The sequence below is a fragment of the Streptomyces sp. NBC_01275 genome (assembly GCF_026340655.1).
Taxonomy (GTDB): Bacteria; Actinomycetota; Actinomycetes; order Streptomycetales; family Streptomycetaceae; genus Streptomyces.
Genome location: NZ_JAPEOZ010000001.1, coordinates 5033379 through 5053031 on the forward strand (window position 1 = coordinate 5033379; position 19653 = coordinate 5053031).

The 19653-nt window shown below is 70.8% G+C and carries 15 protein-coding genes and 1 pseudogene; 13 read left to right on the forward strand and 3 right to left on the reverse strand.

From position 1 onward, the window contains the following. The first annotated feature begins 203 nt into the window (after positions 1 to 203). The 3 genes from OG562_RS22190 to OG562_RS22200 all read left to right on the forward strand — a co-directional run bounded on the left by OG562_RS22190 (position 204) and on the right by OG562_RS22200 (position 3147). A complete protein-coding gene (locus tag OG562_RS22190) occupies positions 204 to 1013 on the forward strand; it encodes a hypothetical protein (protein ID WP_266400427.1) in 810 nt (269 codons plus the stop codon). A 79-nt stretch (positions 1014 to 1092) separates the two neighbouring features. After that, positions 1093 to 2292, forward strand: a complete 1200-nt coding sequence (locus OG562_RS22195) for a hypothetical protein (protein WP_266400429.1) — start codon at positions 1093 to 1095, stop codon at positions 2290 to 2292. A gap of 279 nt (positions 2293 to 2571) precedes the next feature. Then, positions 2572 to 3147, forward strand: a complete 576-nt coding sequence (locus OG562_RS22200; RefSeq protein ID WP_266409457.1) for a TetR/AcrR family transcriptional regulator — start codon at positions 2572 to 2574, stop codon at positions 3145 to 3147. Here OG562_RS22200 and OG562_RS22205 read toward each other — a convergent pair. After that, positions 3137 to 4198: pseudogene (locus OG562_RS22205) on the reverse strand (chitinase); the annotation flags it as partial. The gene OG562_RS22200 and the pseudogene OG562_RS22205 overlap by 11 nt on opposite strands. A gap of 304 nt (positions 4199 to 4502) precedes the next feature. On the opposite strand from OG562_RS22205, the gene OG562_RS22210 reads away from it, so the two are divergent. The 10 genes from OG562_RS22210 to OG562_RS22255 all read left to right on the forward strand — a co-directional run bounded on the left by OG562_RS22210 (position 4503) and on the right by OG562_RS22255 (position 18198). Beyond that, entirely contained in the window at positions 4503 to 6731 is a 2229-nt protein-coding gene (locus OG562_RS22210) for an MMPL family transporter (RefSeq protein ID WP_266400430.1), read from the forward strand. Between the two features lie 292 nt (positions 6732 to 7023). Then, entirely contained in the window at positions 7024 to 8373 is a 1350-nt protein-coding gene (locus tag OG562_RS22215) for a sensor histidine kinase (protein ID WP_266400432.1), read from the forward strand. Next, positions 8370 to 9050: a response regulator transcription factor gene (locus OG562_RS22220; RefSeq protein WP_266400434.1), complete on the forward strand. Its 681-nt coding sequence runs from the start codon at positions 8370 to 8372 to the stop codon at positions 9048 to 9050. The genes OG562_RS22215 and OG562_RS22220 overlap by 4 nt, the downstream gene beginning before the upstream one ends. Positions 9051 to 9176: 126 nt before the next feature. Continuing rightward, on the forward strand, positions 9177 to 10394 hold the full coding sequence (locus OG562_RS22225; protein WP_266400436.1) for a DegT/DnrJ/EryC1/StrS aminotransferase family protein: 1218 nt from the start codon (positions 9177 to 9179) through the stop codon (positions 10392 to 10394). Then, positions 10361 to 11782, forward strand: a complete 1422-nt coding sequence (locus OG562_RS22230; RefSeq protein ID WP_266400437.1) for a hypothetical protein — start codon at positions 10361 to 10363, stop codon at positions 11780 to 11782. Before OG562_RS22225 ends, OG562_RS22230 begins: the two co-directional genes overlap by 34 nt. After that, entirely contained in the window at positions 11775 to 12482 is a 708-nt protein-coding gene (locus tag OG562_RS22235; RefSeq protein ID WP_266400439.1) for a phosphoribosyltransferase, read from the forward strand. Before OG562_RS22230 ends, OG562_RS22235 begins: the two co-directional genes overlap by 8 nt. Positions 12483 to 12555: 73 nt before the next feature. After that, positions 12556 to 15405 carry a methyltransferase domain-containing protein gene (locus OG562_RS22240; protein ID WP_266400440.1) on the forward strand — a complete coding sequence of 950 codons (2850 nt, stop codon included), beginning with the start codon at positions 12556 to 12558 and terminating at the stop codon, positions 15403 to 15405. Further along, positions 15402 to 16199 (forward strand): HAD family hydrolase, encoded by a 798-nt coding sequence (locus OG562_RS22245; protein WP_266400441.1) that lies wholly within the window; start codon positions 15402 to 15404, stop codon positions 16197 to 16199. The genes OG562_RS22240 and OG562_RS22245 overlap by 4 nt, the downstream gene beginning before the upstream one ends. An 83-nt stretch (positions 16200 to 16282) precedes the next feature. Beyond that, on the forward strand, positions 16283 to 17485 hold the full coding sequence (locus OG562_RS22250; protein ID WP_266400442.1) for a phosphoribosyltransferase: 1203 nt from the start codon (positions 16283 to 16285) through the stop codon (positions 17483 to 17485). Continuing rightward, positions 17482 to 18198 carry a HisA/HisF-related TIM barrel protein gene (locus OG562_RS22255; RefSeq protein WP_266400444.1) on the forward strand — a complete coding sequence of 239 codons (717 nt, stop codon included), beginning with the start codon at positions 17482 to 17484 and terminating at the stop codon, positions 18196 to 18198. The genes OG562_RS22250 and OG562_RS22255 overlap by 4 nt, the downstream gene beginning before the upstream one ends. A 16-nt stretch (positions 18199 to 18214) precedes the next feature. Here the strand turns inward: OG562_RS22255 and hisF are convergent, their stop codons facing one another. Both hisF and hisH read right to left on the reverse strand, forming a co-directional pair. Continuing rightward, positions 18215 to 19009 (reverse strand): imidazole glycerol phosphate synthase subunit HisF, encoded by a 795-nt coding sequence (hisF, locus tag OG562_RS22260; RefSeq protein WP_266400446.1) that lies wholly within the window; start codon positions 19007 to 19009, stop codon positions 18215 to 18217. Next, positions 19003 to 19644, reverse strand: coding sequence for an imidazole glycerol phosphate synthase subunit HisH (gene hisH / locus OG562_RS22265; protein WP_266400450.1), 642 nt, complete (start codon positions 19642 to 19644; stop codon positions 19003 to 19005). Before hisH ends, hisF begins: the two co-directional genes overlap by 7 nt. Between the last annotated feature and the right edge of the window lie 9 nt (positions 19645 to 19653).

Genomic DNA, 19653 nt, shown 5'->3' on the forward strand with positions numbered 1-19653 from the left:
TGCCGCCTGCCCCCGACACGCCCACCGTACTCTCGCGCGGTCCCGGCCGGACGGGTGCGAGCGAACGGGCAGGGGCCCTACGGGAGGTGGGAGTACCGTGAAGGAGTCGAGGGTTCTTCGCGCGCCCGCTTCCACGCGGCGCCGTTCTCGGCGTACGACGACGCCGGGCCGGTCCCGTCCTGGCCTGGGGCAGGGTGCGCCTCATGACTGTGAACCTGCCCGACCGGCGGCACCGACAGGGCCCCTCCCCCGTGGAGGGGGAGCACATCCGCCCGCTGAGCCGGTGGCAGATCGAGGACCGGCGGCGCGAACTCGGGGACCTGTACGCGCAGACGTCCGGAGCCGAGCCCCACGCGTGGGACCGGGAGCGCGCCCTCTTCCTGCACCGCCTCGCCCTCGATGTACGACGGCCGGGCTTCGCCCTGCTGATCGCGGAGAGAAGCATGCGCGTGCAGACGGGCGTACAGACGGGCGTACAGACGGGCGTGGAGACGGACGTGCTGGCGGGGAGGGACGCACTCGCGGGCAGGGACGTGTTCCACGAGGCCGCCGCCTGGGTCGAGCCGGGTGCCGGGGCCGAGGCGACGGCCGGGGCCGGGGCGGGCGTCGGCCGTGGGGAGGGCCTTGTGCTGACGGGCTGCGCCTACGGCTTTCCGGTGCGCGACGACGGCCCTTGGTGGCAGGGCCTGGACGGATACCTCCCGCGCGACCTGCTCCGGCTCGCCGCCTCCGGCAGGCTCTACGCGATCTCCGGCCTCGTCGTCCCCTCCCGGGTGCGCACCCACGACCAGGGCCGTGAGTGGAACCTCGCCCGCCGCCTGCAGAAGCGGCTCCTCGCCGACCACGCCGCCGGGCTGGCCGACCACTCCGCCGTGCTCGGCGTCACGCTGGTGGACCGCGACGACGCCGTGACCCTCCGGGCCCTACGGTCCTGGGGCTGGCGCTCCGTCGCGGCCGACCCCCGGGACGCGTCCTGGTCCTCGCCGTGCCGCGCCCTGGTCGTCGGACCCTGACAGGGCCTCCGGGAAGGGCCCTGCGGGGACGGGTCTCCGGGAACGGGCCACCGGGCGCGTTCCTTTACTCTGCTCCTGCATGGAGATCGAAACCCTCATCGCGCAACTGGCAGACCCCGCCGGGCAGCTGAAAGCCAGTGAACTACAGCCGCTGACGGACGAGTTGAAGCGCATGGGTCCCCCGGCCTTCGACGCGGTCGTGGCGGCCTGGCGGCGGGAGGAGTTCACGGCCTGGCAGCTGGGCCGGTTCCTGGACGGTTTCGACGAGCGGTCGGCGCACCAGTACGCGGCCGCCGCGGCCGACCCCGACCGGTCGCTGGCCGCCGGCGGCTTCGCCGGTCTCCTCCGGCTGCGGGTGGAGTCCGACGCCGGACTCCGGGCCCTGGTGGGAGCCTTCACGCGCCGGGACGGCGTCCCCTCCGGGGCCGCGGACTACGCCCGGCTGCTCGCCGACGCCTTCGGACCCCGGCTGCGCCGTCTGCGCCGCGACCCCGCCGAGTCCCCGAAGACGCGGCGGGCGGCACTCGCGGCGCTGGCGGCGGGCGGCGGCGCCGACGCCCTCGACCCGCGCGACCGGGCGACGATCGAGCGGCTGATCCGGGTGAAGATCCCGCACGAGATCCCGGAGCTTCCGGCGCCGATCCTCAGCGCCTGGTGGCTGGCCGTGCCCGGAGCGTCGTACGAGGGACTGTTCGAGGCGTTGGGGCTGCACGACCGGCGGCCCATCACGGTCCGGGCCGGCGTCGAGGCGACGGAGGGCAGCCGTGCCCTGCTCGAGCTGACCGGGTCCGACGGCGCCCGTCGCACGGTGGGACGGGTCTTCGTCACCCCGGAACTGGACGGCTGGCGGCTCGTCTACGGTCCGCTCCGTCTGCTGCTCGGCGAACCGTGGGACCCCTGGATGGAGTCGGTCGAGCGGCTCAGCGCCCACTGCGGTCAGGCCCAGTTCTTCTTCGTGGACGACCACGGCGGCTCGGACCTGTGGGTGGTGGCCGAGAAGGGCCGGGTGATCCGTCGGTACACCGCCGAGGACGACCCCGAATGGGTGGGAGACCCGCTGCCCTGGGAGACCCTCGCGACCGAAGACCGCTACTACGACCCCGAGTTCGACGACTGGCCGGCCAACGCGGGCACGGACGGCGCCGAGACCGCCTGCGCCCACCTCTCCGTCGACCCGGGCGAGGTCGGAGCCGACACCCGGATACGCGGCCACGGCTGGCTGGCGCTCACCGAACCGGACGTGGGGCACGGGGCGTTTCCTGGCACGCTTCCTCTCTGATCCTCTCGGATCCCCTCCGATCTGATCCCCTCTGACACCTGCCGCCGTGCTCGTGCGACCGCCGAGTCCGTCCACAGCCTGTGGACGAGTTCGTCTGGTGAGCTCGGTGGTCGGCTTCATGACGGCGGTCATAGGCTGAGGGCGGCGGGAGTGGGAAGGCGTGTGGAACGGCGGCGGAGGTGGTCGGAGATGGCTGAGGCGGAGTCGGAGGCGGTGACAGCGCCGGTGGAGGTGGCGGTTGCGGTGCCGGGGGCGTCCGGGCGGGGGCCGCGGGAGCGGATGGTGTTCAGCGCGGCTCAGTTGATCCGGCGGGACGGGGTCGTGGCCACGGGAATGCGGGAGGTCGCCGCGCACGCCGAGGCGCCGCGCGGTTCGCTCCAGCACTACTTCCCCGGCGGCAAGGAGCAGCTGGTCAACGAGGCGGTGGGCTGGGCGGGCCGGTACGCGGGCAACCGGGTCGCCCGTTTCCTCGCCGCGCTGCCCGAGCCGACGCCCGGCGGGCTGTTCGCCGAGATGGTGCGTCAGTGGACCGACGAGTACGAGGCCGTCGGCTTCGCGTCCGGCTGCCCGGTGGCCGCCGCCACGGTGGACTGCGCGGAGTCCGTCGTATCCACGCGTGAGGCGGCGGCCGGGGCGTTCGCGGCCTGGACCGGGCCGGTGGCCGGGGCCCTGGTGGACATGGGGGTGCCGCGGGAACGCGCCGACGCGCTGGCCACGCTCATGATCAGCTCCCTGGAGGGGGCCCTCCTCATCGCCCGGGCGGAACGGGACGTACGCGCCCTGACGACCGTGTCCGGAGAACTCGGCCCCCTCCTGGACGCGGCGGTCACCCGCGGCCGTGGGCCCCGCGGGTGAACGGCTCGAAGGTGTGGCTGAAGTCCCACGTGCCCTGGGCGATCCCGGAGCAGGAGTCGGAGCCGCCGGTGCCCACGCAGCCGCCGTTGTCGCGCTGCAGGGCCCAGAAGGAGAGCGTGCCGATCCCCTTGGCGACGGCCCACCGCTCCACCGTGACCGCGTTCTGCACGGTGAAGGTCTCCGCCGGGCCGTAGTCGTCGATGCCGGGCATCTCGGTGACGCCGATCAGGCGCCAGAGCTGGGCCGAGCTCTTCCCCGGGTAGAGGGCGGCGAGTTGGGCGTGCAGCCCGGTGGCGGCGGTCTCGGTGTCGGTCGCCATGTCGTGGGCGGCGCCGTCGTAGTAGTCGAACGTCATGATGTTGACGACGTCCACGCGCGCGCCGTTGGCGACGGCGTTCTTCAGCAGGGCCAGGCCGTTGACCTCCAGGCCCTTGGTCGTCGTCGGCAGGGTGTAGGAGAACTGCACGCTGCGGCCGGTGTGCCGGGCCCAGCGCTGGACCTCGGCGACGGCCTTGTTGCGGCGGTCGATCCCGGCGGCGTTGTCGAGCGAGTCGGCCTCGATGTCGAGGTCGATACGGCTGATGCCGTACGTCGTGACGAGGCTCTCGTACACCTTGGCGATGGAGTGGACGTCGGTGCAGCTGTCGGCGAGTTCGGTGCCGGTGGTGTCGGCGCTGTAGCCGCCGAAGGACGGGATGACGTCGCCGCCGCGCGCCTGGATCGTGGCGATGTCCGCGCCGAAGACGGCCTTGCCGATGGGCTGGGAGGCCTGGCCGTTCCAGTACGCGGTGCAGGAGCCCGCCGCGTCCGTCTGGAGAAAGGCCATGGTCAGGTACTTGTTGCCGGAGGCGGCGGCGAGGGCGGCCGGGCTGTGGCCGGTCCACGCCTCGAAGTACGGCGCGGCCACGTGCGCGGGCAGGGGGTGGGCCGGGTGCGAGGGGGCTTGCTGTGCGGCGAGCGCGCCGCCTCCGCCGAGGGCGACCAGTCCGGCGGACAGGGCGGTGACGGACAGACAGGACAGCAACGCACGAAGAGAACCAGGTCGTCTCATTGACGCTCCCTTGGAGGGCAGGGGTGAGTTGCGTGGGGGTGGGTCGGAGGTGCGTTCGCGTGGGGGCGAATGGCGACCAGCTTTGGACTAGACCAGTTAACTGTCAAGGTTCTTTACAGTTAACTGACCAAGCGGTTCGGCCGTAGTCGCCCGCACGCGCCCGTAGTCCTCGCGACGGAGTCGACGACGGTTTCGTACTGCGTGGCGAGTAGGGGAGAGTGTCGGCAGCCGTACGACGACAGGACGGGGGCGTCCCGGAGACGCTGGGCGGACAGCCTGGCATCAGATGCGGAGACCCCCTGTCGTGGCAACTTTCCTGTACCGAGTAGGCCGTCTGGCCTTCCGGCGACGCTGGTACGTCGCCCTGATCTGGGCGGCGGTCCTGGCCGCCGTCGGACTGGGCGCGGTCAAGGCGCCGGGAGCCGTCGACGAGGAGTTCTCGATGCCGGGCATCGAGTCCCAGAAGGCGTTCGACCTGCTGGAGCAGCGCTTCCCGGGGACGACGGCGGACGGGGCGAGCGCGCGGATCGTGTTCGTCGCGCCGAGCGGTGAGAAGGTCACCGCGGCCGAGAACCGCGAGGCCGTCGAGAAGGCCGTGGACGAGCTGGCCGACAGCGCGCAGGTGGCGGGCGCCGCCGACCCCTTCCAGGCGCAGGCGGTCAGCAAGGACGGCACGACGGCGTACGCGACCGTCACCTACAAGGTCAAGGCCACCGACCTCACCGACGCCAGCAAGACCCACCTCGAGCAGACCATCGAGGCGGCCCGCGACTCCGGGCTGACCGTCGAGGCCGGCGGCACCGCCATGGCCGAGCAGGGCGGGGCGGGCGGCCTCGCCGAGGTGATCGGCATATCGGTGGCCGCGGTCGTGCTGCTGATCACCTTCGGCTCGCTGGCCGCGGCCGGACTGCCGCTGCTCACCGCCGTCATCGGCATCGGCGTGAGCATGGCGACGATCCTGGCGCTGGCCAGCGCCCTCGGCCTGTCCTCGACGACCGGCACCCTGGCGATGATGCTGGGCCTGGCGGTCGGCATCGACTACGCCCTGTTCGTCGTCTCCCGCTACCGCGAGGAGCGCGGCAAGGGCCGTACGCCGCAGGAGGCCGTCGGTCTGGCGGTCGGCACGGCCGGCAGCGCGGTCGTGTTCGCGGGGCTCACCGTCGTCATCGCCCTCGCCGGGCTCGCCGTGGTCGGCATCCCGATGCTCACCAAGATGGGGCTCGCCGCGGCGGGCGCGGTCGTCGTCGCCGTGCTGATCGCGCTGACCCTGGTCCCGGCGTTCCTCGGCTTCTGGCCCGACGCCGTGCTCTCGCGGCGGGCCCGCAAGAGCGGTCGTACAGAGGAGAGCGCCGTCGACAACGGGGGCACACGGTGGGCGCGGTTCGTGCTGCGTCGGCCCGTGCCCGTGCTGCTGCTGGGCGTGGTGGGCCTCGGGGCCCTCGCGGTGCCGATGACCGACCTCCAGCTCGGTATGCCCGGCGACGAGGCCAAGTCGACCGCCACCACCGAGCGCCGCGCCTACGACGCCCTCGCCGACGGCTTCGGACCCGGCTTCAACGGACCGCTGACCATCGTCGTGGACGCGAAGGGCGCCGACGACCCGAAGACGGCCGCGGCGGCGATCTCGAAGGACATCGCGGCCACCGACGGCGTCGTGTCCGTCTCCCCGGCGCGCTTCAACGAGGCCGGCGACACGGCGGTCTTCTCGGCCGTCCCCTCCACCGCGCCGACCGACGAGAAGACCAAGACGCTCGTGGAGACCATCCGGGACGAGCGTCCCGGGGTCGAGACCGAGACCGGAGCGACCTTCGAGGTCACCGGCACCACCGCGCTGAACATCGACATCTCCGACAAGGTGCAGGCGGCGCTGATCCCGTACCTCGTGGTCGTGGTCGGCCTGGCGATCGTGCTGCTCATGCTGGTCTTCCGTTCCCTCCTCGTCCCGCTCAAGGCGGCCCTCGGCTTCCTGCTCTCCGTCCTGGCCTCCCTCGGCGCGGTCGTCGTGGTCTTCCAGCAGGGCCACGGCGCGGAACTCCTGGGCGTGGAGCAGACCGGCCCGATCATGAGCCTGATGCCGATCTTCCTGGTGGGCATCGTCTTCGGCCTCGCCATGGACTACGAGGTCTTCCTCGTCTCCCGCATGCGCGAGGCGTACGTCCACGGCGACTCCCCCGGCCAGGCGGTCACCTCCGGCTTCCGGCACAGCGCCCGGGTGGTCGTCGCCGCCGCGCTGATCATGATCGCGGTCTTCGCCGGCTTCATCGGCGAGAGCGAGTCGATGATCAAGATGATCGGGTTCGGGCTGGCCTCCGCCGTCCTCCTCGACGCCTTCGTCGTCCGGATGGCGATCGTGCCGGCCGTGCTCGCCCTGCTCGGCCACAAGGCCTGGTGGCTGCCGGGCTGGCTGGACCGGGCGCTCCCGCGCGTCGACGTGGAGGGCGAGGCGCTCAGCCGCCGGGCCGACGCGGACCCGGCGTCCGCGTCCGGCGGTCCTGCGGAGGCGGCGGCGGACCGGGAAGTGGCGCACACCTGATCCGACCGCCCCGCCCCACCCCGCCAGGGACCGCCCGTGAGGACACGGGCGGTCCCGTCGGCGGTTCGTGCGCCCAGTGGTTCGTGCGCCGGGCGGTTCGTGCGCCCGGAGGTGCACGATGCACGATGGATCGAACCCACCGGCCGGACACCGATCGGGGAACCGGCCGGACACCGATCGGGGAACCGGCCGGACACCGATCGGAGAACCGATCGGACATCGGCCGGAGAGGCGATCGGACATCGGCCGGAGAACCGACCAGACCCTGACCGGAGAGCACCCGGAGACCACGATGAGCAGCAACCTGGAGCGCTACACCTACCGCTTCGAGCACTACGCGGAGCGGTGGCCCCTGGTCGTGGACGTGGTGGTGGTCCTCGCGCTGATGGGCTGCGCGACCCTCGGCAGCTCGCTCACCATGCCCGGCGCCGACCCGCCGGACCAGGACGTGACCGCCGTCGTCCTCATGGGCGTGTCCTGTCTCGCCCTGCTGAAGTACCGCAGCCACCCGCGCATCGCCGTCGCCGTGACCGCCGTCTGCACGGCCATCGCGATCGTGGTCGGGTACCTGCTCACCCCTCTGCTCCTGGCGCCCGTCATGGCGTCCCTCTACTGGCTGGCCAGCGTCGCCGACCGCAGGACCACCCGCGTCTACGGCATCACCACCATGGCGGCCCTCACGGTCGCGGCGGCGTTCTCCGACTCGATGGACGACGTCTCCCTGCTGCTCAGGACCATCGGCCCGTTCTTCTGGCTGCTGCTGCCCCTGGCCGCCGGCAACATGACACGGCTGCGGCGCGCCTATCTGACGTCGGTGCAGGCCCGCGCCGAGCACGCCGAGCGCACCCGCGAGGAGGAGGCACGGCTGCGCGTCACCGAGGAGCGCATGCGCATCGCCCGCGAGCTGCACGACGTCGTCGCCCACCACCTCGCCCTGGCCAACGCCCAGGCCGGCACCGCCGCGCACCTCGCGCTCACCAGTCCGCAGCAGTCGAAGAAGATCCTCACCGACCTGACCGGCACCACGTCCTCCGCGCTGCGCGAGCTGAAGGCCACGCTGGGGCTGCTGCGCCAGAACGACGACCCGGCCTCCGCCCCGCTGGAACCGGCCCCCGGCCTCACCCGCCTGCCCGAACTGGTCTCGTCGTACGCGTCCGCGGGACTCACCGTCACGGTGACCACGCAGGGCGAGCCGCGGCCGCTCTCTCCGGGGGTGGATCTGACCGCGTTCCGGATCGTGCAGGAGGCGCTCACCAACGTCGCCAAGCACGCGGCGGCGGAGACCGCGCAGGTACGGCTGGAGTACTCCGGGCTGCGGCTGCTGATCACGGTGAGCGACGACGGGCCGGCCACGGCCGCGGTCACCGCTTCCGACACCGCCGCCGTGCCGGGCCGGGGCTTCGGCGTCATGGGCATGCAGGAACGCGCCCGCTCCATCGGCGGCGAACTGTGCGCGGGCCCCCGCCCGGAAGGCGGCTTCGAGGTCACCACGGCCCTGCCGTTGCAGCCGACGCCGGCGGGGACGGTCGTGGACACCACGGAAACAACCGCAGCAACCGCAGAACCCGCAGCAACCGCAGCAACCGCAGAACCCGCAGCAACCGATGTGACCGCAGTAGTGACTGAAGGAGAAACCCCATGAGCATCAGGGTGCTGCTCGCCGACGACCAGGCCCTGTTGCGGGCGACCTTCCGGATCCTGATCGACTCCTGCGACGACATGGAGGTGGTCGGCGAGGCGTCCGACGGCGCGGAGGCGGTGCAGCTGACCGGCGTCCACCGTCCCGACATCGTTCTCATGGACATCCGGATGCCGGGCACGGACGGCCTCGCCGCCACCTCCGCCATCTGCGCGGACCCGGACCTGTCGGCGACCCGGGTCCTCATCCTGACCACCTTCGAGACCGAGGACTACGTCGCCCAGGCGCTGCGGGCCGGCGCCAGCGGCTTCCTCGGCAAGGACGTCACCGCCGACACCCTGCTGGCCGGACTGCGCACCGTCTCCGGCGGCGAGGCCCTCCTCTCGCCCGGCGCCACCCGCACCCTCATCACCCGCTTCCTCACGTCCCCCGCCCCCGGCGCCCAGCTGGCGCCCCCGGAACGCCTGGCCGACCTCACCGTCCGCGAACGCGAGGTCATGGCCCTGGCCGCGGAAGGCAAGTCCAACACCGAGATCGCCGAGGACCTCACCCTCAGCCCCCTGACCGTACGCACCCACATCCACCGCGCCATGACCAAACTCGGCGCCCGCGACCGCGCCCAACTGGTCGTCATCGCCTACCAGACGGGATTGGTGCGGGCGGCTCGACCGAGGTCCTGAGAAATCTGTTGCCTGAAAATGATCTAGGTGGCTAGATTGTGCCCCAACTCACCTGGGGAGTAAGGAGGTTGCTTCAGCTCGTCTTTTCGATTTCAAGGGGGAACATCTGTGGTTGATGTGTCGCGAATGACGGTTTCGAAAACGTCGGGGATCGGCGAGGACACCATCGAGGAGGTCGCCCGCTATCTGGGCCGGGGAGGCCCGCTGTCCATCGGTGACGGCTCCGGGATCATCGAACGCCTGGAGCGTCGGCTGGAAGATCTGCTGGGCATTCGGAACGTACTCACCTGCAGCTCGGGCACCGCGGCGCTGCACTCCGCCTACCTCGCCCTGGACCTGCCGACAGGCGCGGAAGTGGTCGCCCCTGTCACGACGTTCCACGCGTCGGTGACACCGGCGTTGCAGTGCGGTCTGACACCGGTGCTGGTGGACGTCGACCCGGACAACGGGAACATGTCGCCTTCCGCGCTGCGAGAGGCGATCACCGAGCGGACGCGGTGCGTGGTGGTCACGCACAATCTGGGCCACCCGGTCGAGCTGGACGAGATCGCCGACATCTGCCGTGAACACGGGCTGCGCCTGATCGAGGACTGCTCGCACGCCTATCTCTCCACCTACCGTGGACGTCCGGTGGGCACCGTGGGGGACATCGCGGTGTGGAGCATGCAGGCAGCGAAGACGCTGGTCGCCGGAGAAGGGGGCTTCCTCGCCACCGAGGACCGCGCCCTGTTCGAGCGAGCCTGCCTGGCCGGCCACTATCGCGGCCGCTCGGAGAAGCAGATCGCCGATCCGGCGCTGCGCGCGTTCGCCGACACGGGCATGGGTCTGAAGTACCGGTTGCATCCCTTGGCGGCGGTCATCGCCTGGTCCGAGGCGGCACATCTGGTGGAGCGCGTCGAAAGGCGGCAGCGGCTGCTGACGCGTCTGAGCTCCAGGCTGGAGAAGACTCCCGGTGTGCGTCCCCCCGTCGTGCACGACGACGTCACGATGGGCGGCTGGTTCAGCTACCGGCCCACGCTGGTCCCCCGCGGCGACGATCCCCGGGCGGCCTTCGAACGATCCGTGGATGCGCTGCAGAAGGCTGGAGTGCCCGCGCACCGGCCCTCGATCGGCTCGCTCGACTCGATGCCCCTGTTCACCGGACCCCCTCCGCTGCGGCACGCAACGTCGACCTGGCGGCCGAGGCTGTGCGGGCCGTTCGACGGTGCGCGGGCCTATGAGCAGGACCGGCTGTCCGTGACGGTGACCGCGGCGGACGACCTGGACCGGATGGAAGCGTATGCGGACGCGTTCGCCGACGTCATGAACGGATGGAGCGGATCCGCCGCGGTCGGCGCTCGATGACGGTGAAGCCCGCCCATGACCGGCTGACGCGCGACGAGGGCCGGCGCGTTCTGGACCTGGCCCGGGAGATAGCGCTTGACCAGCGGGCCCTGCGCCAGGACTGGAGTGCGCGCCTGCGTGCCGCGCGCACGGTGGCGATCCCCGACGGCGAGGACTTCGAGCCGGGTTCCGGCCTGGCGCCGGGCGGCGGGTTTCGCCTGCGGCCCGCGGACTTGGCGCAGCTGGGAGACACCGCGAAAGCTTTCTTCGCCGATGCCGTCACTCGAGACGGATGGACCTACCTGCGTGGCTTTCGGTACTACGCGGCTGACGCGGAGATGTACCTCCCCGGCCGTGTGCCCTCGGCCGTCCGACGGTGGGGGTTGATACAGAGCGGTTGGCCCCGCTATGCCGAACACGCGGCGAAGCTGGCCGAGGAGGCAGCCGTGACGCCGGTGCCCTGGGGACGCTGGCTGGCCTGGCTCGCCTTTCTGGAATCCGTGCTGAACGATCTGTGCGCGGCGGCCTGGAGCGCGGAACATCTGCGTGACCGGTCGGCGGCCCCGCGCGTCGACGTCGCTGTGCGGGCCGTCTCCCGCCTGCTGGCCGAGGCCGGCTGGCACTTGTGGAACGAACCGCATCGTGCCCGGCCCGATACCTGGGCCGAGCGGGCGCACGCCGTCGTGGCCGACCCCGATCTGGCCGCCGCTCTTCGCGGAATCGAAGCGGCGATCGGCACAGAGAGCCCTCCCTCATGGGCCGTACGCGCGATCAGGGAGGGCGACTGTCTCTGGCAGATCGCCGCAGCGTACGAACTGCGCTGGCCCGCCCTCCGGGCGGCACATCCGGGTCAGCCCGTGCTGCTGCTGAGCGAAGCCTTCGGAGCCATGTCCGTCGGACCGCTGTGGGCGGCCCTGATGTCCGAAGAAGACGTGAAGAGCGTGGAGTCGGCCGCCTGCCGGCTGTCCGTGCACGAGGAGGAGATGGGACGGGTGTCGGGTTCGGGGTGGCGCACCGAACGGGTGGAGGCCATGGGCCGGGTGGTGGTGCACCTGGACGACTCGGTGTTCACCGGCCGTACCCACGCCGCGCTGCGCGGCGTGCTCGACGGCGGGCCGACAGCGGTCTACCTGGCATCTCTGACGTTCGATGTAGGCACTCCCTTCAACCATCCGGAAGAAATCACGGCTTTGGGCCGGAACGTGAACGAGCACTTGGACCTGATCGAAGAACTGGTGCGTGCCCCCGGCGGGAACCTGCCCTCGGCCATGAGTCTGTGGGCGCGACGAAAGCGGCACGGCGTTCACGACCCGTCGGAACAAGGAGCGTTCGCCCGGGTTCTGGGCGGGTCGGACCGATTGCTGGCCCTGCTGTGGGATCGCTACGCCATGGAGATACGCCATGCCTGAACTGAGCGAAGAGGTCAAGGAACGTCTCGTCTTCCGCGCCGCCCGCGATCGCGCGTCGCGCATGGTGTCCTGGGCCGCCGTGCAACGTGACGTCGATGCCCTGGCCGAGGCCATTCACTCGGCGGGCGTGGTGCCGACCGCGCTGATCGGCATCTTTCAGGGCGGATGGCTCGTCGCCCAGTGTCTGGCCGACCACTTCCCGGGCGCCCCGGTTCTGGGCTGCCTGGCGAGACAGGGAGACGACGAGGCGCGAGTGGTGCTCTTCGGGGCGACCGACGGCCTGCACACCGAGGTGGTGCCCGAGCCCGGCAGCACCGCCCTCCTCGTCGACGAGGTGGTCGACTCCGGTCGTACCGCGGGTTTCTATCTGGAGCGTCTGCGCGACGACTTCGGGGTCCACGCGCATCTGGTGTGTCTGGCCGCCGACACCGCCGCCCGGCCCGCTCCGGACTTCGCGGCACAGCGGATGGACTCGCTTCCTGCGTTGGTCCTGCCCTGGCGGGTGCTGCGGGACTTCGAGCAGACGGCGGCGTGTCTGCTGCGTGCCGAACCCATGACCACTTCTCAGATTGACGAGAGACTACGTGAATTCGGACATGACATCGCCCCTCGGGTCCTCGACGCCCGACTGCGTTCCCTCGCGGCCCGGGGACTGGTCAGGCTCGGCGACGACGGAACCTGGAGCCGGGGCGGCGCTTGAGGAAGTCCGCGCCTTCTACGACAGCGATCCGCAACGCGAATGGCGGCGAACCCAGGACGGCGCTTATCACCGCTTGGAGTTCGAGGTCATCCACCGCGACATCCTGCCCGGCGTACTGGAGCCGGGCAGCCGGATTCTGGACGTGGGGAGCGGCCCGGGGCGTCATGCCGTGGCGCTGGCCGCGCGGGGGCACCGCCTCGCGCTCGCCGATCTCTCGGCCGCGTGTCTCGCGGAGGCCCGTCGCCGTTTCGACGAGGCAGGGCTCACCGACCGGCTGCTGGACGTACAGCACACCAGCGCCACGGACCTGTCCGTCCAGCCCGGCGCATTCGACGCGGTTCTGCTCTTCGGCCCGCTCTACCACCTTGTGGACGACGCGGCGGCCGCCGAGTGCATGCGGCGCGCGGTGGCAGCGCTCCGTCCGGGAGGGCACCTGTTCGCGACGTTTCTGACCAGGACCTCGATCGTCCGGGATCTGCTCAAGCGGGGCCGGTTCGCGGAGATCCAGGCGCTGATCGACAACGGCTATCTCACTCAAGGACGTTACCGGCCTCTGTCGGAGCAGTCCCGTGCCGACTACATGCCGCCGGTGAGGACACATGGCTTGGCGGAGGCGGAGCGCCTGGTGCGCGACGCCGGCCTGGAGACCGTGGACGTGCACTCCCTCGAAGGCGCCGCGGGATGGATGCGTCCGTACATCGACGAGGTGGGCGCTGACGACGCGTCGTTCCGCGAGCTCAGCGCGGTGGTGCGGGCCACCGCGCGGCTGCCGGAGCTGATCGAGGCGGGGGATCATTTCGTGATCACCGCACGTCGCCCCGGTGCGGGGACCGGCGACGGAGCGGCCCGCGTGGCCAGGCCGGCGGCGGAGGGGCGACACGGCGTACGCACCTCTTCCAGCGGTGCGGTGACGGGACGTCACCGCACCCTGGTGGCGGCTGAGGAAGGCCGAATCTGTTTCGCGCCCTCCGTCGTGACGCACGCGGGTCGCCGGCTGATCGCCATGGCGGTCGGAGCGGCCGACGACCGGGTGTTCACACCGATCCAGCACACGGATCGCGCGCCGGAACCCTGGTACACGGGGGGACGCAACAGAATCCGTGTGATGCCTCTGTCGGATCAGGGCTCGGCCTGTCAGGACGAGGGCGTCGACATACCCGTGCCGCCGGCCGTCGAGGACATGACCGGCGCGAGTCTGGTGAGCGTCGGCGACGGCCTTCATCTCTGGTTCGGCGCCCGTGCCGCCGGAGGACCGTGGCGGATCCATCACACCGTGAGCGCCGACGGCGGTCGTACGTGGTCTCCTCCCGAACTCGCTCTGGAGCAGGGGCCCTCGGGGTCCGGCGACTGCGAGCACGTCCTGCTGCCGGCCGTGGTCCACAGGAGGGACGGCTGGTGGATGTGGTACGCGGGGCGCGACGGTGCTCACCGGCGCATTCATCTGGCCCGCTCCGCCGACGGGACGAACTGGCAGCGGCACGGTGTGGCGATCGAACTGGGCACGCCCGGAAGCGCCGACGCCTACGCGACCGACTGCCCGGCTGTCGTATCCCTGCCGAACGGCGGCTTTCTGGCGCTCTACGGGGCGGGCTCCTCCCGGTCGCTCGCCGGAGCGGTCTCGGAGGACGGCCTCACGTGGCGCAAGATCGGCCCGGTTCTGCACCGCGGCGAGCATGGCGCCCCGGACTCCCGGTACGCCTTCTACCCGGCGCTGCTGCACGACGGCACAGGCTCCGCCACTCTCCTGTACGCGGGTGAGGACCACAGGAGCCGGTGGACGATTCTCAGCGCGGGCGTGGTCGACCTCGCTCTTCTCGCCGCACGCCCGGAGCCGTTGTCACTCTCCGGGACAGCCGCCGACAGCGTCGCGTTCATTCGGGAGGACGTGGACGAATCGTTCCTGGACGTACCTGAGGACTGCCACGGCCCGGCCCCCGTCTACCGGTCCCGTGACGGGCTGATCCGCCAGTTGCGTCCCAGTTCGACTCCCGTCTTCGCCGTGCGCTCCCCGAGCGGTGAACGCGACAGCGTGGTCGTCAAGCTCGGCCGCGGCCGAGCCTCGGTGGAGCGGGAGTTCGACGGGCTGCAGGGACTGACGCGGCATCTGCCGCTCCCCACGGCGGCCCTGCACTATCAGGGCGAGCAGGCCGCTCTGGTCATGGAACACCTGGAAGGGGCACCGCTCTCGGCCCTCGCCGCCACGGACTCCGACCGTTTCGACGGCGTCCTGAGGGCGGTGGTCACCGGCCTCGCCGACACCGCGTCCGCGACGCTGACACCGGCGGCCGACGTCGAAGGCGGCGCCGACCACACGCTTCAGTCCCCCGAGGTGGTGAGCGAGTGGCTGGAGGGCATCGGCGACGCGCTGGCGCCCTGGCGGAACCACCGGCTCAGCCTCAACGGCACGCTGCTGGACGAAACGCTGGGCGACACCGTTCGGAAGTCCCGGGCCCTGATCCGTCGCGATCCCGAGTGGCTCGTCCACAGCAGCGGCGATGTGCACCTGGGCAACGTGCACGTCGCTCCCGACGGCGAGCGCTGGTGGCTGCTGGACCTGGAGTTCGCCGGACTGCACGATCTCGACCGCACGGTCGCCGGACTCCTCGGCTCATGTCTCAAGCACAGCGGTCTCATCACCGACGCACGAGCGGAAGTCGGGCCCGGCGAGTTGTCCCTGACCGTCGGCATCAGAGGCGATCTGGGGCATCGACTGCTGAACACGCCGTACTTGCTCGATCTCTTCGCGGAGCTGCCGCTGGACTCGGGGCGAGTGTTCGCGTTTCTGCTGCCCGACCTGTACTTCCGGCTGACCGCGACAGCCGACGGAGATGCCGTGCCGGCCTTCGGGCTGGCCGCCCTCGCCCTGGGCGCTCGGATGACACGCCAAGGACAAGGACGAGGACGAGGACGAGGACAGCGATGACAGTCGCGCCTGCCGGGATCGAGGCGGTGCTGTTCGATGTGGACGACACCCTCGTGGACACACGCGGTGTGTGGGAGCGGGCCCTCGACACCCTGTGCCGGAACATCGTGGCGTCGGTGCCCGGATCCGACGCAGAGGCGTTGGCGGACGCCTACCGCGTGACCTCCGACGCCCTGTGGGGCGACTACGCCCGTGCGCTCGCTCCGCTCGGTTCCGTCCCCGCCATCCGTCGCCATGTGTGGCAACGAACCCTGCGAGCCCGCGGGGTCGAGGTCTCGTCCGACCGGCTGGGGTGGATCGTGGCGGAGTTCGATGCCCTGCAGCGCGCTGAGATCCGGCCCGACCCGCAGCTCCCAGGGCTGCTGAGCCTCCTTGCCGAGCGATACCGGTTGGCGGTGTGCTCCAACGGCGAGGGCGAACAGACGCGCATGAAACTGGAGCGGGCCGGTGTGCTCCAGTACTTCGAGTCGGTCGTGTGCGGCATCGACGAGCAGGTGCGCAAACCGGATCCGGAGCTCTTCGCCCGCTGCTGCCGCTCCCTGGGCGTCCAGGCGGAACGTTGCCTCTACATCGGTGACGACTGGAGCAACGACGTCGACGCGGCCCGCCGGGCCGGACTTCGCCCGCTGTGGATCCCCACCGATCCTGCCGCACTCGTGCCTGACGGCCAGCGGCCGCCGCCGCGCTACCGCACGGTCCAGGCCTGTCTGCGCGACCTCCTGCGAGCCACCGACGAACGGTCCACGCCCGACCGCCTCCGTGCGGATCGACTCCTTCAGAAAGAGATCCTGTGAACCGATGGATCGCGTCGTCGCTCGCGGCGGCCGAACCCCGTGTGCCGGATTCCGAACCGGTCCCGTCACACGATGTGCTGGGCGTGTTCCGCATACCGGCGGCGGAACGATCCGCCGCGACCCGCATGGGCATTCCGCAGGCGCTCCTCGACCAGTTCCCGGCGACGACCGAAGGAACCGCGCTGAGCCGGTCCTCCGGCTACTACGCACCCCGGATCGGCCTGCGCGCCGCACCGGAGCTGTACGACGCCCTGCGTGTCATCGACCGGCGGTCCGACCGACCCGCCCCCGCGCTTCGCCGTGCCCTCGTGGAGAACCTGCACAACGTCTACGCCGCCGTCGCCTACACCGTGTGGGAGCACCTGACCGACCAGGTGCGCACCTCCGGCGTGGACGAGAAGGTGCTGGACTCCCTCCTGGAAGCCGGCACGCGCCTGAGCGCCGACCTTGCCGGGACAGCGCCTCGCGGCTGGACCGAGGAGCCGCTGCCCGACCTCGCGCCCTTCTCGTCCCTCGCCTCCCTGCGGGTCTTCCGTGAACTGGACAGCCAGGCCAAGCTCCACGACGAGCTCGACTTCCTGCTCACCCATGTCATAGACGAGTACCCGGAGATCACCTCCGTGGTCGTTCCGCTGTACGGCTCGTTCTCCCTGGGGCTCGCGGCCCGCGCGATACTGCCGGTCGCGCGACCCCACCGGAAGCTTTCGGTCCACCTCATCCGCCTCGGTTTCCACGACCTGTCCACGGTGGACTACAAGAGGACCGACGGGACCATCCGCTCGGAACTCGTCGGTCCGCCGGAGCAGCGTGAGCGCCTCGCGGCCGACGTCCATGGCGCCCATGTGCTCGTCGTCGACGACAACGTGGGCTACGGAACGACGTTGCGGGCGGCCAGGACCCTGATCGGTCAGCTCGGCGGCAGGGCCCTCACGCGGAGCGTGGAAACCGCGTGGCACCTGTACAGCCGCGACGGCCGGCATGACGTCGCCGACGCCGCCGACCTGCCCAGTCTGCGTCCCAACCTGCACCACCGGATCCAGGACCGGCTCATCGGCCATCTGCTTCGAGGAGACGCCGACGCCTATGCCGACGACTCCGCCCACGCAGTGCGCTCCACTCTCCATCAGCAGATGAGGACTTCGTACGACATGGCGCTGGGCCTGGGCACGTTGGCGCCACGGCAGCTGCGGGCGATGCGCGCGGAACTCGCACACGCCGTACTGAACTGGCGCGAGCCCCCTGTTCCTCCCGCGCCCGTCACCTTGTCCGGCAGGAGAGCCGCATGATCGGGCTGCTTCCCGACGACCGTCCGACAGGGCTTTGGCGGGTCAACGTGGACATACGCCGAGGCGATGTGACCGCACGTCCCGGTGAACCGTCGGACGATCTCCTCGGCCTGCTCCTGGAACAGGGCGTCCCCCTGGCCCTCATCGACCTGGACCGGAGCATCGACGCGGTCCCCGAGACCACGCTGCTGGAACGGGCGGCCAGGCGGTACCCCGGCCGACTCTGGCTCGGGGGACGGCTCACCGCGTCGGATCCGCTGGCGCGCCGCCTTCTCGACGAAGGTGCGCAAGGCCTGTTGATGGGGTCTTCCGGGCTGTTCCGCGAGGGTCGCGTCAATCGCACCGAACTCGAAGCCCTGGCCCGTTTCCCCGCGCCCGAGCGCCTCATGGTGAGCATCGACGCCATCGACGACCGGGTGGCCATCAACGGGTTCACCACACCCACCACCCTGTCCGTGGCCCATGCCCTGGACGCCGTGCTCCAGGCCACCGGTGGGCGCTGCCCCGTGCTCTACACGGACACCGCTGCCGCCTTGCGGCGCCGGCCGCCCACCTGGCGCCACGTCGAGGCCATCGCCGCGTCCAACCCGGGGTGCCAGTTCTGGTACGCGGGCGGCCTGACGCAGTGGGCGGAACTGCGTCAGGCCTGGAGCCTGGGCCTGGGAGCCGTGGTGGGACGTGCGTATCTGACGCCGCCGCTCGGCCTGCCGTGACGCTGTGGCGGGAGCCCTACGGGCAGGGCCTGACCGTCAGGTCGTGAGCCTTGGTCAGATCCGCCTTGACCTCGCGCACGGACACCGTGCGCTCCATGCGGGGGGAGTAGAGCAGCGAACTGATGATCGCCGCCGAGGCGGACGCCTCCTTGAAGGCCGCCGCCACGTGCCCCGAGGAGCCGGCTCCGCCCGACGCGATCACCGGCAGGTTCACCGCTCGCGCGATGGTGCCCGTGATGTTCAGCTCGTAGCCCTCGTGCGTGCCGTCCTGGTCGATGGAGTTGACCACGATCTCGCCGGCGCCGAGTTCCTCGCCGCGCTTCGCCCACTGCACCGCGTCCAGCCCCGTCGCCACGCGGGCGCCGTCGATGAACACCTCGTAGCCACTGGGGATCTCCGGTGTCACGGGAACCCGCTTGACCTGCATGGACTGAACCATGCACTGGCGGCCGAACTCCTTGGACCCCTGGGCGATGATCTCCGGATCGCGTACGGCCATGGAGTCGAGGGAGATCTTCTCGGCGCCGGCGTCGAGCACGGCGTGCATGTCCTCGAGGGAGCGGATGCCGCCACCGACCGTGAGGGGCACGAAGACCTTCCGGGCCACCGCCTCGATGGTGCGCAGATCGGCCTGCCTACGGTGCGCGCTGGCCAGAATGTCGTAGAAGATCACCTCGTCGACGCCGTCGGCGTACACCGATTCGGCGATCGTGGCGGCGTCTCCCACGTCGATGTTGTCCTGGAACCTCCGGGCCTTGGTGACCCGGCCTTCGACGATGTCGAAGCAGGCGATCAGCCTCGCAGTCAGCACAGTTCCTCCTGCGGAAGCTTCGCGAAACGCTCGAGCAGGTCCAGGCCGAGCGGACCGGACTTCTCCGTGTGGAACTGAGTGGCCATGATGTTCCCCTTGGCCACGGCGGAGACGAAGTCCACTCCGTATTCGGTCGTCGCGGCGATGTCCGAGGCGTCCGCCGGCTCCGCGTAATACGAGTTGACGAAGTAGAAGTGCCCGTCCTGGGGAAGTTCGGCCACAAAGGCGTGGTCAGACGCGCGGCGCACCTGGTTCCATCCCATTTGAGGCACACGTACAGTCTCGGGGTCAAATGGGCGTACCGTTCCCGGAAGCCAGCCCAGGCATTTTGCGTCCTGCTCCGCGCTCGAATCGAAAAGGACCTGCAGGCCCACGCAGATGCCCAGGAAGGGCATGTCTCCCTCGACTACCTTCGGGTGCAACGCGGAAGGCCATCCGGCGGCGTTCAGGTAGTCCATCGTGGTTCCTGCCGAGCCCACTCCGGGCAGGATGACGCGGTCGATCTCGGTGAGTTCGTCGGGTGTCTTCATCAAACGATTCGGCACACCGAGGAAATTGAGCGCGTACTGCACGCTCTGCGAGTTCCCAGTCTGATAGTCGATCACGCCGACAACCGGCCGGTCGCGATAACTCATGAGCGCCTC